The organism is Devosia sp. MC532, assembly GCF_016461625.1.
Classification (GTDB): domain Bacteria; phylum Pseudomonadota; class Alphaproteobacteria; order Rhizobiales; family Devosiaceae; genus Devosia.
Genome location: NZ_JAEMNZ010000003.1, coordinates 96,016 through 113,954 on the forward strand (window position 1 = coordinate 96,016; position 17,939 = coordinate 113,954).

Sequence of the window (17,939 nt, forward strand, 5' to 3'; positions counted from 1 at the left end):
AGAGTCTTCTCATCCGTTCCTAGGGAGAAGACTATGAAGCCCGAAACTATTGCCCTGCACCACGGCTATACCTCTGAAGCGACGACGAAGTCCGCTGCCGTGCCGATCTATCAGACGACCTCCTATACCTTCGACAATACCCAGCATGGCGCTGACCTGTTCGATCTGAAGGTTCCGGGCAATATCTACACCCGCATCATGAACCCGACCCAGGCCGTGCTCGAAGCGCGTGTGGCTGAACTCGAAGGCGGGATCGCAGCACTGGCGCTTGCATCCGGCATGGCTGCCATCACCTATGCCATTCAGACCATTGCTGGTGTTGGCGACAATATTGTTTCGGTCTCCCAGCTCTATGGCGGCACGTATAATCTTTTCGTCCACGCCTTCCCGCGTCAGGGGATTGAAACCCGTCTCGTCAGCCATGACGATTACGAAGGTTTTGAAAAGGCTATCGACGACAAGACCAAGGCGATTTTCCTTGAATCCATTGGCAATCCTGCGGGCAATGTCGTCGACATTCAAAAGATCGCCGAGATCGCCCATCGCCATGGCGTGCCAGTGATCGTCGACAATACCGTCGCGACGCCATATCTGACCCGCCCATTCGATTTCGGCGCGGACATCGTTGTGCACTCGCTGACCAAATATATCGGCGGCCACGGTGTTGCCATCGGTGGCGCGATTGTCGACAGCGGCAAGTTTGATTGGAAGGCGAACGCCAAACGCTTCCCAATTCTAAATGAGCCCGATCCGTCCTATCACGGTGTGGTCTACACTGAGGCTCTGGGGCCGGCAGCCTATATCGGTCGTGCTCGCGTTGCTCCGCTGCGCAACACTGGTGCTGCGATCTCCCCTCACAATGCCTTCTTGATTTTGCAGGGTCTGGAAACGCTTGGTCTGCGTATCGAGCGCCACTCTGAAAATGCGCTCAAGGTGGCAAAGCACCTCAAGAGCCATCCGAAGGTAAAGTGGGTGAATTATGCCGGGCTTGAAGACAGCCCTTACCACGCCGTTGCGCAGAAGATTTCTAAGGGCTCGGGCTCGGGCATTTTGTCCTTCGGCATCGACGGTGGGAAGGAATCCGGCGGACGATTTATCGACGCCCTGCAGTTGATCTTGCGCCTCGTCAACATTGGCGATGCCAAGTCGCTCGCATGCCATCCGGCCTCCACCACGCACCGTCAGCTCTCGCCGGAAGAATTGGCGAAGGCTGGTGTGTCGGAAGATTTGGTCCGTATCTCGGTGGGCATCGAGCACATCGACGACATTATCGCCGACATCGATCAGGCGCTGGCCAAAGCATAATCACAAGTTCTGGAGCCGGGGGCGACAGCCTCCGGCTTTGGGCGTAGTCTGAGCTCTTTAGCGGTCGCAGGTTCTGCGTATCGCGCTTGAGGCAGCGCCACGCGGGTCACGCGACTTCCATTGTTGGAAGGAGGACGACTATGGCGCGAATTCATCTCATGTCCGGTGTGGGCGAAAAGCTCGATCTGCCGGCAATCGCGAAAATTTCTTACGCAGACCTTGGCGATGCTCTCAGCAAAGGGGCTGCGGATTTTTGGGCTAAGCCCAGTCATTATCTGCTCTTGGCACTGATCTACCCGGTCATCGGCATTGTGCTCACCGTGTGGATGAATGGCTATCAGACCTGGCCCCTCCTTTATCCACTCATCGGCGGTTTCGCCCTGCTCGGTCCGGTAGCGGCGCTGCCGCTTTACGAAATCTCCAAGCAGCGCGAAGAGGGGCGGCGACCCAGTTGGCGCGATGCCTTCCGTGTCATTCGCTCACCTGCCATTGGCAGTATCGTCGTGGTTGGCGTCATGCTGCTCGTTCTGTTCACCCTCTGGCTCACTGCCGCGCAGTCGATCTACCAAGGCATTTTTGGCTCCGTCGCGCCGCGCACTTTAGATGGTCTGTTTGCGCAAGTCTTCGGCTCGCCGGACGGGATGAGCCTGCTGGTGATGGGCACGGGCGTGGGCGCGCTATTTGCTCTTGCGGTGCTGTGCACCAGTGTCATCGCCTTCCCCTTGCTCATCGATCGCGATGTCGGAGCCTATGTGGCCATTGAAACCTCTGTCCGCGCCGTGCTGAAGAACATTGGGCCAATGTTGGCCTGGGGGCTAATCGTTGGCGCGGCCGTGTTTATCGGCTCTGCCCTGCTATTCGTTGGGCTTGCGGTGGTACTGCCTATTCTGGGTCACGCCACGTGGCACCTTTATCGCAAGCTGGTCCCACAGACCTCGCTCATTCGATAAAGCGATAAACGCACGGAAAACGGGTGCTCTGCCGGTTGGCAGAGTGTCGTGAATTGCCTAAGCTCGGCACTTCCGACTAGCGCCCCAATCTCCCGAGCTCATGGACCAAATTTCGCCAGACGCAACACTGAGCGCCGCATCTGGACTGACGCCCATGATGGCGCAGTTCTTTGACATCAAATCGGCCAATCCGGGCTATTTGCTGTTCTATCGCATGGGCGATTTCTATGAGCTCTTCTTTGAAGACGCCGAGATCGCTAGTGCGGCCTTGGGCATCGTGCTCACCAAGCGCGGCAAGCATTTGGGCGACGATATTTCCATGTGCGGCGTGCCGATCCACGCTGCCAATGACTATCTCAATAAGCTGATCCGGCTCGGACACCGCGTCGCCATTTGCGAGCAGATGGAAGACCCGGCGGAAGCCAAAAAGCGCGGCTCGAAATCTGTGGTGAAGCGGGGCGTTGTGCGCCTTGTTACCCCTGGGACGCTGACCGAAGATGACCATCTCGACGCGCGATCCGCCAATTATTTGGCAGCGCTGTCCATGGTCCGTCACGGCGACACCGACTTTGCGCTCGCTTGGGCCGATATTTCAACTGGCGAAACCTTTGTTTCCGACCTGACGGCTGAACAGCTTTCGGACGAAATGGCCCGGATCGCTCCGGCCGAATTGCTACTGACCGATGCGACGCGCGCGGCACTCGTCGAGCGGCATTTGTTCGCGCCGGCCTGGGCCGCGATTGCGTCTTCTCTGGCGCCAGAATTGGCTGACAGCGAAAACGCCTTTGCAGCGCTGCGAAAAGTGTTCGACCCGTCGGTTTTTGATCCCTCTGCTTTATCGCGCGCATCTCGCAGCGCCGTTGGCGCTTTGGTGGGGTATGCGCTTGAAAGCCAGAAGGGTCGCGTGACGGCGCTGCGCCCGCCGGTGAGTGGCGCCAATGAGCTGACATTGAGCATCGATGCGGCGACCCGCTCATCGCTCGAAATCCTGCAAACCCAACGTGGCCAGGCCAAAGGGTCACTGCGCCAAAGCATTGACCTGACCGTCACCGCTCCCGGCGCGCGTCTGCTGTCCAATCGACTGGCCGCGCCGCTGAGCAAGTCTGAGCCCATCAATGAGCGTCTCGATGCAGTGGAGCGTCTGTTCGATGATACGCTCCTGCGGACGCGATTGCGTCAGGATTTGAAGGCTGCGCCCGATGTGGCGCGCGCGCTCTCGCGTTTGACACTGGAGCGCGGTGGTCCGCGCGATCTGGCCTCCATCGGCAAAGCCGTGTCGGCAGCGCTCGATGTGGCGGCGCAATTGGCCGCACATGATGACCTACCCCCGATCCTGTCGCGTTTGCAGGCCGTTCTCGGCGCTGCCCCACGCGACATGTCGCTGAACCTTTCGCTGGCGCTGGACGATGATCTGCCACTTCTGGCGCGCGATGGCGGTTTCGTGCGGCCCCATTACGATCCGCGTCTCGATGAAGAACGGGCTCTGAGCCGCGAAACCCGTGAGGTTGTCGCCGCTCTGCAGGCGCGCCTCATGGACGAGACCGACGTCCGCTCGCTCAAGATCAAGCACAATGGCGTTCTGGGTTTCTTCGTTGAAGTTCCGGCCGCCCACGGTCAGAAACTGCTGGAGCCGCCGCATCGCGAGGTTTTCATCCATCGCCAGACCATGGCCAATGCTATGCGGTTCACGACGACGGAGCTGGCAGAGCTTGAGGGCCGTATCTCGCAGGCGCAGGGCGCTGCGCTCGAAATCGAGCATGCGATTTTTGCGCATCTGCGTGAAAGTGTCTTGGGCCACACGACTGCTTTGCAGGATCTGGCCGATGCCCTCGCCGAACTGGACGTCACAGCGGCGCTGGCGGAAGTCTCGGCAACGCGCGGCTATCATCGTCCCTTGGTCGATGACAGCCTAGCCTTTGCTATTGAAGGCGGGCGCCATCCGGTTGTTGAACTGATGGTGAAGGCCGAAGGGCATAGTTTTGTGGCCAACAATGCCGATCTGTCTGGTTCAGAAGAAACAGGTGGCGGTGGGCTTTGGCTCGTCACTGGCCCGAATATGGGCGGTAAGTCGACTTTCCTCCGCCAAAATGCGCTGATCGCCATTCTCGCGCAGATGGGGTGCTTTGTCCCGGCGGATAGCGCCCATATCGGTGTCGTTGATCGCCTGTTCTCGCGTGTTGGCGCCTCTGACGATATTGCTCACGGCCGCTCGACCTTCATGGTCGAAATGGTTGAAACCGCCGCTATTCTTAATCGCGCGACCCGCCGTTCGCTGGTGGTGCTCGACGAAATTGGCCGTGGCACAGCGACCTTCGATGGCCTTTCCATCGCTTGGGCCGCGGTTGAGGCCTTGCATGAAACCACCGGTTGCCGCGCTCTGTTTGCCACCCATTTCCATGAGCTGACCTCTTTGGCCAAGACGCTCTCGCGTGTTGCCAATGTCACTATGAAGGTGCGCGAGTGGGAGGGCGAGGTTGTCTTCCTGCACGAAGTTGGCCCCGGCGCTGCCGACCGATCCTATGGCATTCAGGTTGCGCGCCTTGCGGGTCTGCCTGAACCTGTCATCTATCGTGCTAAGCAAGTCCTAGACATACTTGAGAAACGATCCTCCGGTACGGCCTCTTCCAGCGACAAGGCGAGCGTGCTAGACGATTTGCCGCTCTTCGCGCATCAGCCTGTTCCGGTACCAGTCCGAACAGACGCGGTGCACGAAGCACTCGACGCGGTCCGGCCGGATGAAATGACCCCGCGCCAGGCTATAGAGGCTCTGTATCACTTGAAGAAACTCCGCGATGACGCTCGCCGAAACTGAGGCCCGGCCCAAAAAGCCACAGTTCGCGCTCAAAACCGCGCCGACCATTCTTGCCGAACTCGATAGCATCGTGGGCGACGAGGCCGCTGGCTCGCCCAAGGCTCGTGCGCTGGTTCTGGCCCATATTCGTCAGACGCTCCAGACCGCCCGTAAGGCCGCCGAGGTCGACCTAATCGCCACTGGCAAGGGGACGCGCTGCGCGCAAAACCTTTCAGCTGCGCAGGATGAGATTATCCGCGCCGTCTATTCCTTTGCGACAATGCGCGTTTATCCAGTCGATAACCCTTCTGGCGCAGAAGCCATCGCGCTCTCGGCTGTTGGCGGCTATGGCCGTGGCACGCTGGCACCGGGTTCGGACATCGATCTGCTGTTTATCCTGCCATATAAGCAAACCCCTTGGGGCGAGCAGGTCACAGAATATGTGCTCTACATGCTCTGGGATTTGGGCCAAAAGGTTGGCCACGCCGTACGCTCGGTAGATGAGTGTATTCGCATGGCGCGCGCCGATATGACCGTGCGCACCGCGACGCTCGAATCCCGATACGTGACCGGAGATAAAGAGCTGTTCTCGCAACTGGTCTCGCGTTTTGAAACCGAGATCATGCCGAAGACCGGCCCGGAATTCATCGCTGCCAAAATGGCCGAGCGCGATGAGCGCCACCGACAAATGGGCAATACTCGCTATGTGGTCGAGCCCAATATCAAAGACGGTAAAGGGGGCTTACGCGATCTCAATACCCTCTTCTGGATCGGCAAATATTTCTATCAGGTCAAAACTAGCCAGGAGCTGGTGGACAAAAAAGTGCTCAGCGCTGCGGAATACCGCCACTTCTCTCGCGCTGAAGATTTCCTTTGGGCAGTGCGCTGCCACCTCCACTACATCACCGGTCGCGCTGACGAAAAGCTGACCTTTGACGTGCAGCCCGATCTGGCGCGCCGCATGGGCTATGAGCAGCGCCTTGGCATGCTTGGGGTTGAGCGCTTTATGAAGCGCTATTTCCTTGTGGCCAAAGATGTGGGTGATCTCACCCGTATCATTTGCGCCAGCCTCGAATTCCATCACGTTAAAGACATGGACGTGGTTGGCCGCATGCTCTCGCCTTTCCGTAAGGGCAAAAGCAAGATCAAGGGCGAAGCCGATTTCGTCATCGACACCGGGCGTCTCAATATCGCTGCCCCCGATGTGTTTGAAAAAGACCCGGTCAATCTCATTCGCATGTTTATGGTGGCCGGGCGCGAGGAACTGCTGTTTCACCCTGACGCCATCAAGGTTATTCGCGACTCTCTCCATCTCATCGACAACAAGCTGCGCAATGATCAGAAGGCAAATGCCTTCTTCCTGACTGTTCTCACCAGCTCCACTTATGTTGAGCGCATGCTGCGGCAGATGAATGAGAGCGGCGTTCTGGGCAGGTTTGTGCCCGATTTCGGCAAGATCGTCGCCCTGATGCAGTTCAACATGTATCACCACTATACGGTGGATGAGCATTTGATCCGCTCGGTTGGGATTATGGCGGATATCGCCAATGGCGGTATGCGCACTGAATTGCCGCTGACTCATGAGTTGCTGCCGCAGCTCAACGACACCAAGCTGCTTTTTGTGGCGCTGTTCCTTCATGACATCGCCAAGGGACGCCCGGAAGATCACTCCATCGCTGGTGCGCGGATCGCGAAAAAACTGTGCCCACGCTTCGGCCTGACCCCAGCCGAAACAGATACTGTCGCTTGGCTGGTCGAAAACCATTTGGTGATGAGCGAGATTGCGCAGGCGCGCGATATTCAGGATCCTGAAACCGCCAAGGCATTTGCAGAAATCGTGCAATCGCCACAGCGTCTGGCCCTGCTGATGATCCTTACCGCTTGCGATATTCGCGCTGTGGGTCCTGGCACGTGGACGGGTTGGAAAGGCTCGTTGCTGCGGGCGCTTTATTACGCGACCGAACCCCTACTGTCGGGCGGTCATTCGCAAGTCAGTCAATCGGAGCGCGTCAATCAGGCGAAATACGCCTTGAAAGAGGCGTTGTCGGCCTGGCCTGCTGAAGACGTCGACGCCTATATCGGTCGTCACTACGACCATTATTGGCTCCGTGCTGAACCAGAACTGCAGATCGAGCATGCGCGGATGATCCGCAATGCCGATCAGTCGGGTAACCCCTTTGCCGGGTCGATCCGGGTGAAGGCGTTTGAGAGTATCACCGAGGTGAGCTTTTATACGCCCGACCATCCGCGCTTGCTCTCGCTCATCGCGGGTGCTTGCACCATGCAGGATGCGTCGATTATTGGGGCGCAGATTTTTTCGACCCGTGACGGCCGCGCCATCGACACGTTCCGCCTTCGTCGCTCCTTCACCTCTGATGAGGACGAAAAGGTCCGCGCCACGCGAATTATCGATACGGTCAAGCAATTGCTGCAGGGCCAGCGTCAGGTGACCATCGATCTGGGCAAGGAAAGTCGCCACAACAAGCGTCTCAAACCTTTCGCCCTGCCCGCGCAGGTTTCGGTGTCTAATGCCATCTCGGAAAAGTTCACCGTTATTGAAGTGGCCGGTCTCGACCGCATTGGCTTGTTGTATGCCCTCACCCGCGAGATTTCCGATTTGAGCTTGACCATCGGGTCGGCTCATATCGGCACCTATGGGGAAAAAGCGGTCGACGTTTTCTACGTCACTGACCTGACGGGCCAGAAGATTCACGTGAAACAGCGCCAGAAGAAAATCCACGATTCTCTTCTCGCCGTTTTCGAAACACCGGACGCGAAGAAGCCAAGTAATGGCTAAGCGTCGAGGACGCGCATGAGCCTATTTCGCAACTTCGTCTCTGTCGGTTCCATGACATTAATCTCGCGCGTGGCAGGCCTCGCGCGGGATATGTTGATGGCGGTGGTCTTGGGCGTTGGCCCGGCCGCCGACGCCTTTTACGCGGCCTTCCGCTTCCCCAATTTGTTCCGACGCTTATTTGCCGAAGGCGCGTTTAACACTGCTTTTGTGCCGATGTTCTCGGGCGCTCTTGAAACGCAAGGCAATGCCGGGGCCAAGGAACTGGCCTCGCGGATCATGAGCTGGCTGGTAGTGGCACTGATCATCGTCACCGTTCTGGCCGAAATTTTAATGCCCCAGCTGATGGCGCTGTTTGTGCCGGGGTTTGTCGGCGATAAGGAAAAATTCGATCTGACGGTTTTGCTGACCCGGATCATGTTCCCCTATCTCGCCTGCATGTCGCTGATGGCGGCCTATAGCGCGATCCTGAATACGCTAAACCGCTATTTTGCTTCGGCTTTTGCGCCGGTGCTGCTCAACCTCGTCAATATCGCTGCCCTCATCCCGCTCGCCACATTCTTCGTGCAAGCGCCGCACCAGGCGACACTTTGGGTGGCCCTTGCGACCATGCTCGGCGGCGTTGCCCAGCTTATTTTGGTGTGGGGCGCGATCCAGCGCACCGGCATGAAACCCAAGCTGCGCCTGCCGCGCTTTGATGCAGATGTGCGCCGGTTCTGGGTTCTAGCGGTTCCGGCGATCCTTGCTGGGGGCATTACCCAGATCAATATTTTCGTCGGGACGATCATCGCCTCTGGCGGCGAGAACACCATTTCGATCCTCAATTTCGCCGATCGGCTCTATCAGTTGCCGCTCGGAATCATTGGCATCGCCATTGGCACTGTGCTTTTGCCGGAATTGAGCCGCCACCTCAAAGGTGGTCGCGAAACTGAAGCGCGGGCCTCTCAAGACCAAGCCCTCTTTATCTCCATGCTGCTCACAATGCCGGCGGCCTTTGCGCTGGTCGCGCTGGGGGAGCCAATTGTCCGCGTGCTGTTTGAACGTGGGCAATTTGGTGCGATGGATACGCTCTATACCACTGAAGCGCTTATTGGTTTTGCTATCGGCCTCCCCGCATTTGTGCTCATCCGCATCCTCCAGCCAGGGTTCTTTGCGCGCGAGGATACGGTCACACCGACCATGTTTGCGCTGGTGAGTGTGGTGCTCAATATCGGGATTTCGCTGCTGCTATTCCCAAGCTTAAAACACCTTGGCATCGCCTTGGCGACCAGTGTCTCCGCCTGGGCCAATGTGGCCTTAATGGGCGTTACATTGGCATATCGTGGGCACTTCAGGCTCAGTTGGGCCCAATGGCGTGGTCAAGTGTCGATCTTGCTGGTCAGCGCCATCATGGGTGGTGGCCTGTTCATTCTCGCCGACCAAGGTCGGGACCTTTTGGGGACTGGCTCCCCCTTCTGGATACAGGCGGGTGTGCTCGCCATTTTGATCACGTTCGGTGTCGTGCTCTATTTCACACTCATACACATCACAGGCACACAACGCCTCGGTCAGCTTTTGCGACGGTTCAAACGTCGCTAATTGGTTTTCATCTTCTGTCGGGCCGTATAAAACGGTCCTCAAATTTCCCGTCTTGGGTTGAAGGACATCATGAATTTTAGCCCCCGCGTTTTTTCTGGCATCCAGCCTTCCGGTGATCTGCACTTGGGCAATTATCTCGGCGCCATTCGCCGTTTTGTGCCCCTGCAGCATACGCACGAAACCATCTATTGCGTGGTTGATATGCACGCCATCACGGTCTGGCAGGAGCCTGATGCGCTGCGCCGCGCGACGCGTGAAGTGGCCGCCGCTTTCATCGCTGCCGGTATCGATCCGAAGAAGTCGATCATTTTCAACCAGTCGCAGGTCGTTCAGCATGCTGAACTGGCTTGGATCTTTAACTGCGTCGCGCGCATCGGTTGGATGAACCGCATGACCCAGTTCAAGGATAAGGCTGGTAAGAATTCTGAGGCGGTCTCGTTGGGCCTCCTCGCCTATCCTTCGCTCATGGCCGCAGACATTCTGCTCTACAAGGCGACGGAAGTGCCGGTTGGCGACGACCAGAAGCAGCACCTTGAGCTCACTCGCGACATCGCGGCAAAATTCAACAATGATTATGCCAAGTCCATTGCTGAAACCGGCGCGGCCAATGTTGATGGCGAATTCTTCCCCATTACCGAGCCGCTGATTGCCGGTCCTGCGACCCGCATCATGTCGCTGCGTGACGGCACCAAAAAGATGAGCAAGTCGGACCCGTCCGATCAGTCGCGCATCTCGCTGCTCGATGATGCTGATGTGATCTCGAAAAAGATCAAGAAGGCGACCACCGACCCGGCTGAGCTGCCGAGCGACGTCGAAGGCCTAGCGGGCCGTCCTGAAGCGGACAATCTCGTCGGCATCTATGCAGCACTCAGCGACAAGACCAAGGCCGAAGTGATTGCCGAATATGGCGGCGCTGGTTGGGGTAAGTTCAAGCCAGCTCTGGCCGAGCTCGCGGTTTCCGTTCTCGCGCCAATGAACAATGAGATGCGTCGCCTGCTCGACGATCCAGCGACCATTGATGCGATTCTGCGCGATGGTGGCGAACGCGCTGGCGCGATCGCTGAGGCGACCATGAAGGACGTCCGCAACATCGTTGGCTTTATCCGCTAATCGGAGGCGCTCATGGTCGCTGAAGTTGAGTACAAACGCAAATTTCTGGTTGTCATCGACGAGACGGAAGAATGCGAACGCGCGCTGACTTTCGCGGCCTATCGCGTCAAACGCACCGGCGGCACCGTGGTGCTCATGACCGTCATTCCCTCCCCCGAGTTTATCGGCTTGGGGGTGGAAGACGTTTTGCGCGCGGAAGCGGTGGAGCAAGCTGAGCGAAACCTCGACTTGCGTCTGGCGCGTATTCGCGAAATTGGCGATGTCCGTACGGAATCCGTGATCCGCGAGGGCAATGGCCCTGAGCAGATTGAAGAGGTCATCGCTCGCGATAAGGATATTGCTATCCTTGTGCTCGCGGCCTCCAATTCCTCCGATGGTCCGGGGCCATTGGCAACGCACTTTGCGGCGCGCGCCAATGTGCTCCCAATCCCACTGACCATCGTCCCCGGTCATATGACCGACGAGGAAGTGATCGCTGTGTGTTGAAGACTTAGGCGGCCTCGGCCGCCTTTTGTTTGCGCTTCAAGAACGGGTCATTGAGGAATGTTCCGAAGGGGAAGAACGAAGCAATGGTGGTTCGCGCCCATTCCACCGGCGTAAAGCCCTTGCCCCAAAGGCAGAACACCATAGCGACGATGTAGAGAACGAAGGCGAGGCCGTGAATGCGGCCAGCCGGAGAAATAAGGTCGGGATAGCCGAACCAGTATTTTGCTGGCATGGCGACGCAAAACAGCGCGAGGGTTGTAATACCTTCAAAGACGCCGATATATCTGAATAAGCGGATCATGTTATGTCTCTAGCGCTGCATGGTTGTCCGCGCAATCGTGACGCTCTGTCGCAAATGCAGCTTGCAAGACCCTTGCATTCGCCGCCGAAATAGCTATTTTAGAAGCATTCTAATTTACGAGCAGCATCCATGTTCATCCAGACTGAAGCCACGCCGAACCCGGCAACTCTGAAGTTTTTGCCTGGGCGGGATGTGCTCACCGGTGAGCCACGCGATTTCCGCGACGCCGATGCCGCGACGGCCTCCCCGCTCGCGACCGGCCTGTTCGCAATCTCTGGCGTGACCGGCGTTTTCCTTGGTTCGGACTTTATCTCGGTCACCAAGGACGAGACCAATTGGGCCCATATCAAGCCAGCTATTCTTGGCGTGATCATGGATCATTTCCTGTCGGGCAAGCCGGTTATCGCTGAAGGCGTTGAAGCGCCGCTCAACTTCGACGAAGTCGAAGAATTCTTCGAAGAAGAAGACAAGGAAATGGTCGAAGTCATCAAGGAATTGTTGGCGACCCGTGTCCGTCCTGCTGTGGCCATGGATGGCGGCGACATCATTTTTAAGGGCTACAAAGAAGGCACCGTGTTCCTGCATATGCAGGGCGCGTGCTCGGGTTGCCCTTCTTCGACCGCTACCCTAAAGAACGGCATTGAAAATCTCCTGCGCCACTTTGTTCCCGGCGTAGAGGCCGTTCAGCAGGTTTGATATTTCTTGGGGCCCAGTCCTGAGATAAACAATTAGCAGCAAGCCAGAAGCCCGATGAGTAATCGTCGGGCTTCTGGCTATCTGGTGCCCCAGCCAGACCCGATACAAGAGTTGAGTTCGCCCATGTCCACCACCGTCACCATCGAAACCCTCGGACAGCGGGGCGAAGGCGTCACCAGCATTGATGGCCAGCGCGTTTATGTGCCCTTCACCCTGCCGGGTGAAGAGGTTGTCATTGAGCACGAGGGGGAGCGCGGGCAGCTGCAAACCGTCACGACCGCTTCAGCTGATCGTATTGAACCCTTCTGCCCCTATTTCGGTGAGTGCGGCGGCTGCCAGATCCAGCATCTTTCGCCCGATGCTTATAAAGCCTTCAAAATTGGCTTGGTGGAAACAGCGCTCCAACACGCCGGTCTTGAGCACAAGGTTGAGGCTTTCCACATCGCGCATGGCGAGGGACGCCGTCGTGCGACGCTTCATGCTCGCAAGGATGCTGCTGGCTATATGCGCATTCGCTCGCATGAACTGCTCAACATCGAAAAATGCCCGATCCTTGTGCCTGCTCTCGTTCATGCTCCCAAGATCGCGCGGATTTTGGCGGCGTCTATCGGAGAATGCGATGTCAGCTTTACAGCGACCACCACGGGACTAGACGTGCACGTCCGCAAGGCCCCAAAGGGCTTGAAGTTGGAGACGCTCGTGCCATTGGCCGCCCAACTGCGTCTGGCGCGTCTCTCCATTGATGGCGACATGGTATCGGTGCGCCAGCAGCCAACGATCACTATGGGGCGCTCGGAAGTTGACTTGCCGATTGGTAGCTTCCTCCAAGCGACTGCACAGGCGGAAGACGTTCTGGCCAGCTATGTGATCGCCGCAGTTGGCAAGTCCAAGTCCGTGGCCGACCTTTTCTGCGGGATTGGTCCATTTGCCCTGCGTCTGGCCGAAAAGGCGCCGGTTTACGCCGCCGATAGCGATAAGGCCGCAACCCTTGCGCTCGCAAAGGCCACACGTTTCACCAAGGGGTTGAAGGCTGTCACCAGCAAGGTGCGAGATCTTTTCCGCGACCCACTTACCCAGTTCGAGCTCAACTTCGAAACAGTCGTTCTCGATCCGCCTCGGGCTGGTGCCGAAGCGCAGATCAGAGAGCTGGTAAAGTCGAAGGTGAAGAACGTGGTCATGGTCGCCTGCGATCCGAAAACTTTTGCCCGGGACGCAAAAACGCTTGTTCAGGCCGGGTTCATTCTCAGTGATCTAATAGCAGTAGATCAGTTCGCTTGGTCCACTCACATTGAGGTCGCTGGAACCTTCCGTCGTTAAATTTAGCAACCGATAACGATGTACCGGCGTTTCTTCCATTAAGGGCTTGAACGAGACACGCACGTGCCTTCAATTAGGCGCGTTTTGATAAGGAGCATTACTTAATGATGCTGAAGACCATTATTGCCGCCGCTTCGTTTGCAGCTTTGTTTGCTGCGCCAACCTTCGCTCAGGACGCTTCGCCGAACGGGACTTGGGTTGATAAGTGGGGCACTAGCTTCACATTCAAGCTTTGTGGCGATGGCACTGACTTGTGCGGTACGCTGAACGACATTCAGGGCGACTCGCGTACCCCTGAAAACCTGAAGTTCGTGAATCAGCAGGTTGTGCAGGGCAAGCAGACTGGCCCGAACAAGTGGGAAGGCAATATCTCGCTCAACGGTGGTGGTGCAAAGGCCATTGTTGAACTCAAGAATGCCACCACCATCAAGCTCACCGGTTGTAAGGGCGGCATCTTCTGCTCCAGCATTGATTACATCAAACAGTAATCGGTAGATGAATTTGAAAAGCCCCGGGAGACCGGGGCTTTTTTTGTTTAACAGACAGTGGCAACGCGTTCCTTGATCACCTGAAGTACTTCGTCGCTATCGCGCTTCCACCAATTGTTTTGGCTGAAAATCTCCACCTCTTGCGGGCCGAAAAAACCTGCGTCCTCGATCATTTTGCGGATGCCGGGAAGGTCGATGACACCATCGCCCATCATGCCGCGATCGAGCAAAAAGTCCGTGGTTGGATTGAGCCAGTCGCAAATATGATGCGCGAAAATACGCTTCATCCGCCCTGCCCGCGCAATAGCTTTGGCCAGATTGGGGTCCCACCAGACGTGATAAACGTCGATAGCGACGCCAACCGTTTCGCCCAGCTGTTCGCAAATATCGAGCGCTTGGTCGATGGTGTTCACGCAGGCGCGGTCGGCGGCATACATGGGATGTAGCGGCTCGATAGCGATCTTCACATTGGACGCTTTGGCGTGTGGCAGGATGGCGGCAATGCCGTCGGACACCTGCTTGCGGGCTTCAATGATATTGCGGCTGCCCTGCGGAATGCCACCCACAACTAACACAAGACAGTCTGCATTGAGCGCGGCGGCTTCGTCGATTGCGCGCAAATTGTCTTCGATATTGGCCTTGAGCCCTTCGGCTGTGAGGGCTGGGAACATGCCGCCACGGCAGACGCCCGTCACTTGCAGCTTGTTGTCCCGAACAATCCGCGCGGCTTCTTTGAGGCCAATGGCCTGGATTTGATCGCGCCACGGCGAGATGGCGGTAATTCCAGCCCGCAAGCACCCGTCGACGGCTTCGGCAAAGCCCCACTGCTGGCGCGTCGTGGCAAAATTGAGGGAGATGCCTCGTTCGGTCATGCGGAAACTCCATTGACGGCGAGAAAGGCCTTCATGCGGCTCGTGGCGAGTTCTGGGTCGGCCAGCACGCGGGCCTTGTCAGCAAGGCGGAAGAGCTCGGCAAAGTGCTGCACGGAACGGGTCGACTGCTGCCCGCCGACCATCTGAAAATGATCCTGCAATCCGTTGAGATAGGCGAGGAAGACGACGCCGGTTTTGTAAAAGCGGGTGGGCGCGGCAAAGATGTGACGGCTCAACGGGACCGTTGGCTCCAAAATGTCGAAAAACTCATTGGTATTGCCACGGCCCAAGGCCGCGAGACCGGCTGATGCTGCGGGCGCAATGGCGTCAAAGATACCAAGCAGGGCGTGCGAAAAACCTTGGTCGTCGCCAGCGATCAACTCGGCATAATTGAAATCGTCGCCCGTATACATTTTGACCTGGCTCGGCAGGCGGCGGCGCATGTCGATCTCTTTTTCTGCCGAGAGCAGAGAGATTTTGATGCCGTCGACCTTGTCGGCGTGAGCGGCGATCACATCGAGGCACACGTCCATGGCTTCGTCATGCGTACCCTTGCCCCAATAGCCGAGCAAAGCTGGATCAAACATTTCGCCCAGCCAATGCATGATCACCGGTTGCTTCACCTGGCTCAGGACATGGCCATAAACGCGGGCATAATCGTCTGGCGACTTGGCTGCCGCCGCGAGCGCGCGGCTGGCCATGAGGATGACGCGACCACCCTGCCCTTCAACGAAATCAACCTGTTCGTCATAGGCGCGCAGAATATCGTCAATGGTGACGTCCGGGCCGGGCGCGAGATGGTCGGTGCCGGCGCCATAGGCGATGAGACTGTCGGAGCGACTGCGGGCTTCCACCTGCGAGCGGCGGATCAGCTCCTGCGCTTCGGTCCAGGTGAGGCCCATGCCGCGCTGGGCTGTGTCCATGGCTTCGGCAACGCCAAGCCCAAGGTCCCACATGCGATGGCGGAACTTGAGCGTCGTGTCCCAATCAATTGCGGGGGTCAACCACGGGTCAACAACTGCCAGCGGGTCGGCGACGACATGCGCTGCCGAATAGGCGATGCGTGGAAAGTCGCTGGCTTTGAATTTGACGAAGGGGATCGGATCGCCCTTGAGTACATAGGGCGTAATCGAACGATCAGCATTGGGTAGGTTTAACTGCGGCATTGGCATCTCCTCAAGCCTTTGCAAACGCCCACCGCCGCCTCAAAACTCGTTCGAGGCGGCGCCGGGAGGGTTGAGCGAAATTAGAATTCGAGCTTTGGCACATCGAGCCAACGGCGCTCGGCCCAACTCTTGAGGCCCAGTTCGGCCAGTTGCACGCCCTTGGCGCCGGCCTCAAGGCCATATTCCCAAGGCGCGTCCTCGGCGACATGGCGCAGGAACATTTCCCACTGCGCCTTAAAGCCGTTGTCGGCTGGCCAGTTGTCCGGAACTTCTTCCCAATCGTTGAAGAAATTCATGGTCTGGGGCTGGTCAGGGTTCCACACCGGCTTTGGCGTGTTGACGCGATGCTGGGTCCAGCACTTGTGGAGGCCAGCAACGGCGGAGCCGTGAGTACCATCGACGTGGAAGGTCACGAGATCGTCGCGACGGACGCGCGTCGTCCAGCTCGAATTGATCTGGGCAATGATGCCGCCTTCGAGCTCAAAGGTTGCGTAAGCTGCGTCGTCGGTATCGCAGTTGAAAGTATTGCCCTGCTCGTCGACGCGCTTTGGAATATGGGTCGCACCCAGGCAGGAGACGGCCTTCACTTCACCGAAGAGATTGTCCATCACATAGCGCCAGTGGCACAGCATATCGAGGATGATGCCGCCACCGTCGTTCTTGCGATAGTTCCAGCTTGGGCGCTGCGCCTTCTGCCAGTCGCCTTCAAACACCCAATAGCCGAACTCGCCACGCACCGAGAGAATGTCGCCGAAGAAACCGCTGTCGCGGAGCATTTTAAGCTTCATCAGGCCGGGGAGGAACAGCTTGTCCTGCACCACGCCGTGCTTGAGGCCAGAGGCGCGGGCGGTTTTGGCCAGGTTGACCGCGACTTCGAGATCGTCCGAGGTCGGCTTTTCGCAATAGACATGCTTACCAGCGGCAAGTGCCTGTTCGATCAGGCCTGCGCGCATCAGCGTCGTGCCAGCATCGAAGAAAATCTCGTCGTCCTTATTGGACAGTGCGGCCTCAAGATCGTCGCTCCAGCGGGCGATATTGTGCTTCTTCGCCAGCGCTTCGATCTTGTCGCGATTACGACCAACGATGATCGGATCGACAACGAGGCGGTCGCCATTGGCAAGGCTGATGCCGCCTTGATCCCGTATGGCCAGAATAGAGCGCACCAGATGCTGGTTATAGCCCATGCGCCCCGTGACGCCGTGCATGATAATGCCTACCCGCCGAACCGCCATCAAAACCTCCTCAGGATTGCGCTGTGTAACTGTGTAGTTACTTAGGCGAGTAGAATGACGGCCGTCAAGCGGGTTTGCGTAGGCATAAAGTGGTGAGGTTAGAGCCCCACCACCATTTTTACGCCCATCAGACCGAGAAAGATCAGGATCATTCGGTCAAAGGCCTTACGACTCAGTTTCCCAGCAACGCGCTGTCCGAGGGGCATAAAGATGGCGATCGGGATCAGCGCGAGAAGCGCTTCTAGCATCCAATCTGGCTTCATAATGCCGGAGATGAATAGCGCGGGGAGGTGGATAAACCCGAGGAGTAGGAACATGGCCGAGACGGCATAAACATGCACGCGCCGGTCCAACCCCATGGCATGGATAAAGGTCACGCCAACGGGTGCCGAAATGCCGGTTGCGCCTTGCAATATGCCCGTGCCAACGCCGGTGAAGGGGGCCAGTTTTTGCGCCACAGTGGGGGCAATAGAAAAGTGCGGGTTCTTAATTTTGAGAACAAAATAGACCAGCAGCACAATGCCAAGGCTGAAGATCAAATAGCGCTCTGGAAGATTGCCCAAGAGCCATGTGCCGAAGCCAACGCCGACGGCGCAGGTCACCAAAAACATCGGCATAAACTGCAAGCGCACGTCCTTGGCACCATCACGAAACTGCCAGACCTGAGCAATATTGGTGACGATCTGCACCACGGCCATAATGCCCACTGCATGCTGCAAACCAAAGGCCGAGGTCAAAACCGGCAGTGCGATCAGGGGCAGCCCCATGCCTGTTGCGCCCTTCACAAAAGCGCCCGCTGCCAAAGCTAAGCCCAAGATGGCCAAGCGTTCCAATTCCATGATTGCCCCGAAGA

15 protein-coding genes are annotated in these 17,939 nt (G+C 57.6%); 10 read left to right on the forward strand and 5 right to left on the reverse strand.

Features of this window, described 5'->3' with window-relative positions:
- The first annotated feature begins 33 nt into the window (after nt 1–33).
- The 7 genes from JHC09_RS05065 (at nt 34) to JHC09_RS05095 (ending at nt 11,014) form a co-directional block, all read left to right on the forward strand.
- Nucleotides 34–1,305, forward strand: a complete 1,272-nt coding sequence (locus JHC09_RS05065) for an O-acetylhomoserine aminocarboxypropyltransferase/cysteine synthase family protein (protein ID WP_169194394.1) — start codon at nt 34–36, stop codon at nt 1,303–1,305.
- Nucleotides 1,306–1,445: 140 nt separating this feature from the next.
- A complete protein-coding gene (locus JHC09_RS05070) occupies nt 1,446–2,255 on the forward strand; it encodes a DUF2189 domain-containing protein (RefSeq protein ID WP_199531080.1) in 810 nt (269 codons plus the stop codon).
- A 100-nt stretch (nt 2,256–2,355) separates the two neighbouring features.
- Nucleotides 2,356–5,067, forward strand: a complete 2,712-nt coding sequence (gene mutS, locus JHC09_RS05075) for a DNA mismatch repair protein MutS (protein ID WP_248308893.1) — start codon at nt 2,356–2,358, stop codon at nt 5,065–5,067.
- A complete protein-coding gene (locus tag JHC09_RS05080) occupies nt 5,048–7,843 on the forward strand; it encodes a [protein-PII] uridylyltransferase (RefSeq protein WP_199531081.1) in 2,796 nt (931 codons plus the stop codon). Before mutS ends, JHC09_RS05080 begins: the two co-directional genes overlap by 20 nt.
- Nucleotides 7,844–7,858: 15 nt before the next feature.
- Nucleotides 7,859–9,418 carry a murein biosynthesis integral membrane protein MurJ gene (gene murJ / locus JHC09_RS05085; protein WP_199531082.1) on the forward strand — a complete coding sequence of 520 codons (1,560 nt, stop codon included), beginning with the start codon at nt 7,859–7,861 and terminating at the stop codon, nt 9,416–9,418.
- A gap of 69 nt (nt 9,419–9,487) precedes the next feature.
- Nucleotides 9,488–10,528, forward strand: coding sequence for a tryptophan--tRNA ligase (gene trpS, locus JHC09_RS05090; RefSeq protein WP_199531083.1), 1,041 nt, complete (start codon nt 9,488–9,490; stop codon nt 10,526–10,528).
- A 12-nt stretch (nt 10,529–10,540) separates the two neighbouring features.
- On the forward strand, nt 10,541–11,014 hold the full coding sequence (locus JHC09_RS05095) for a universal stress protein (RefSeq protein ID WP_169194389.1): 474 nt from the start codon (nt 10,541–10,543) through the stop codon (nt 11,012–11,014).
- 4 nt (nt 11,015–11,018) lie between these two features.
- On the opposite strand, the gene JHC09_RS05100 is transcribed toward JHC09_RS05095, so the two are convergent.
- Nucleotides 11,019–11,315, reverse strand: a complete 297-nt coding sequence (locus JHC09_RS05100; RefSeq protein ID WP_169194388.1) for a DUF3817 domain-containing protein — start codon at nt 11,313–11,315, stop codon at nt 11,019–11,021.
- A 129-nt stretch (nt 11,316–11,444) separates the two neighbouring features.
- Between JHC09_RS05100 and JHC09_RS05105 the strand changes: the two genes are divergently transcribed.
- The 3 genes from JHC09_RS05105 (at nt 11,445) to JHC09_RS05115 (ending at nt 13,816) form a co-directional block, all read left to right on the forward strand.
- On the forward strand, nt 11,445–12,011 hold the full coding sequence (locus JHC09_RS05105) for a NifU family protein (protein WP_169194387.1): 567 nt from the start codon (nt 11,445–11,447) through the stop codon (nt 12,009–12,011).
- A gap of 54 nt (nt 12,012–12,065) precedes the next feature.
- Entirely contained in the window at nt 12,066–13,328 is a 1,263-nt protein-coding gene (locus JHC09_RS05110; RefSeq protein WP_248308894.1) for a methyltransferase, read from the forward strand.
- Nucleotides 13,329–13,432: 104 nt separating this feature from the next.
- Complete coding sequence (locus JHC09_RS05115; protein WP_199531084.1) at nt 13,433–13,816, forward strand: hypothetical protein; 384 nt, start codon at nt 13,433–13,435, stop codon at nt 13,814–13,816.
- A gap of 47 nt (nt 13,817–13,863) precedes the next feature.
- Here JHC09_RS05115 and JHC09_RS05120 read toward each other — a convergent pair whose 3' ends face one another.
- The 4 genes from JHC09_RS05120 to JHC09_RS05135 form a co-directional block, all read right to left on the reverse strand.
- Nucleotides 13,864–14,688 (reverse strand): sugar phosphate isomerase/epimerase family protein, encoded by an 825-nt coding sequence (locus JHC09_RS05120; RefSeq protein WP_199531085.1) that lies wholly within the window; start codon nt 14,686–14,688, stop codon nt 13,864–13,866.
- Complete coding sequence (locus JHC09_RS05125; protein ID WP_199531086.1) at nt 14,685–15,854, reverse strand: dihydrodipicolinate synthase family protein; 1,170 nt, start codon at nt 15,852–15,854, stop codon at nt 14,685–14,687. The genes JHC09_RS05120 and JHC09_RS05125 overlap by 4 nt, the downstream gene beginning before the upstream one ends.
- 80 nt (nt 15,855–15,934) lie before the next feature.
- On the reverse strand, nt 15,935–17,086 hold the full coding sequence (locus tag JHC09_RS05130; RefSeq protein ID WP_199531087.1) for a Gfo/Idh/MocA family oxidoreductase: 1,152 nt from the start codon (nt 17,084–17,086) through the stop codon (nt 15,935–15,937).
- A gap of 98 nt (nt 17,087–17,184) precedes the next feature.
- Nucleotides 17,185–17,925: a sulfite exporter TauE/SafE family protein gene (locus JHC09_RS05135; protein ID WP_182394585.1), complete on the reverse strand. Its 741-nt coding sequence runs from the start codon at nt 17,923–17,925 to the stop codon at nt 17,185–17,187.
- Between the last annotated feature and the right edge of the window lie 14 nt (nt 17,926–17,939).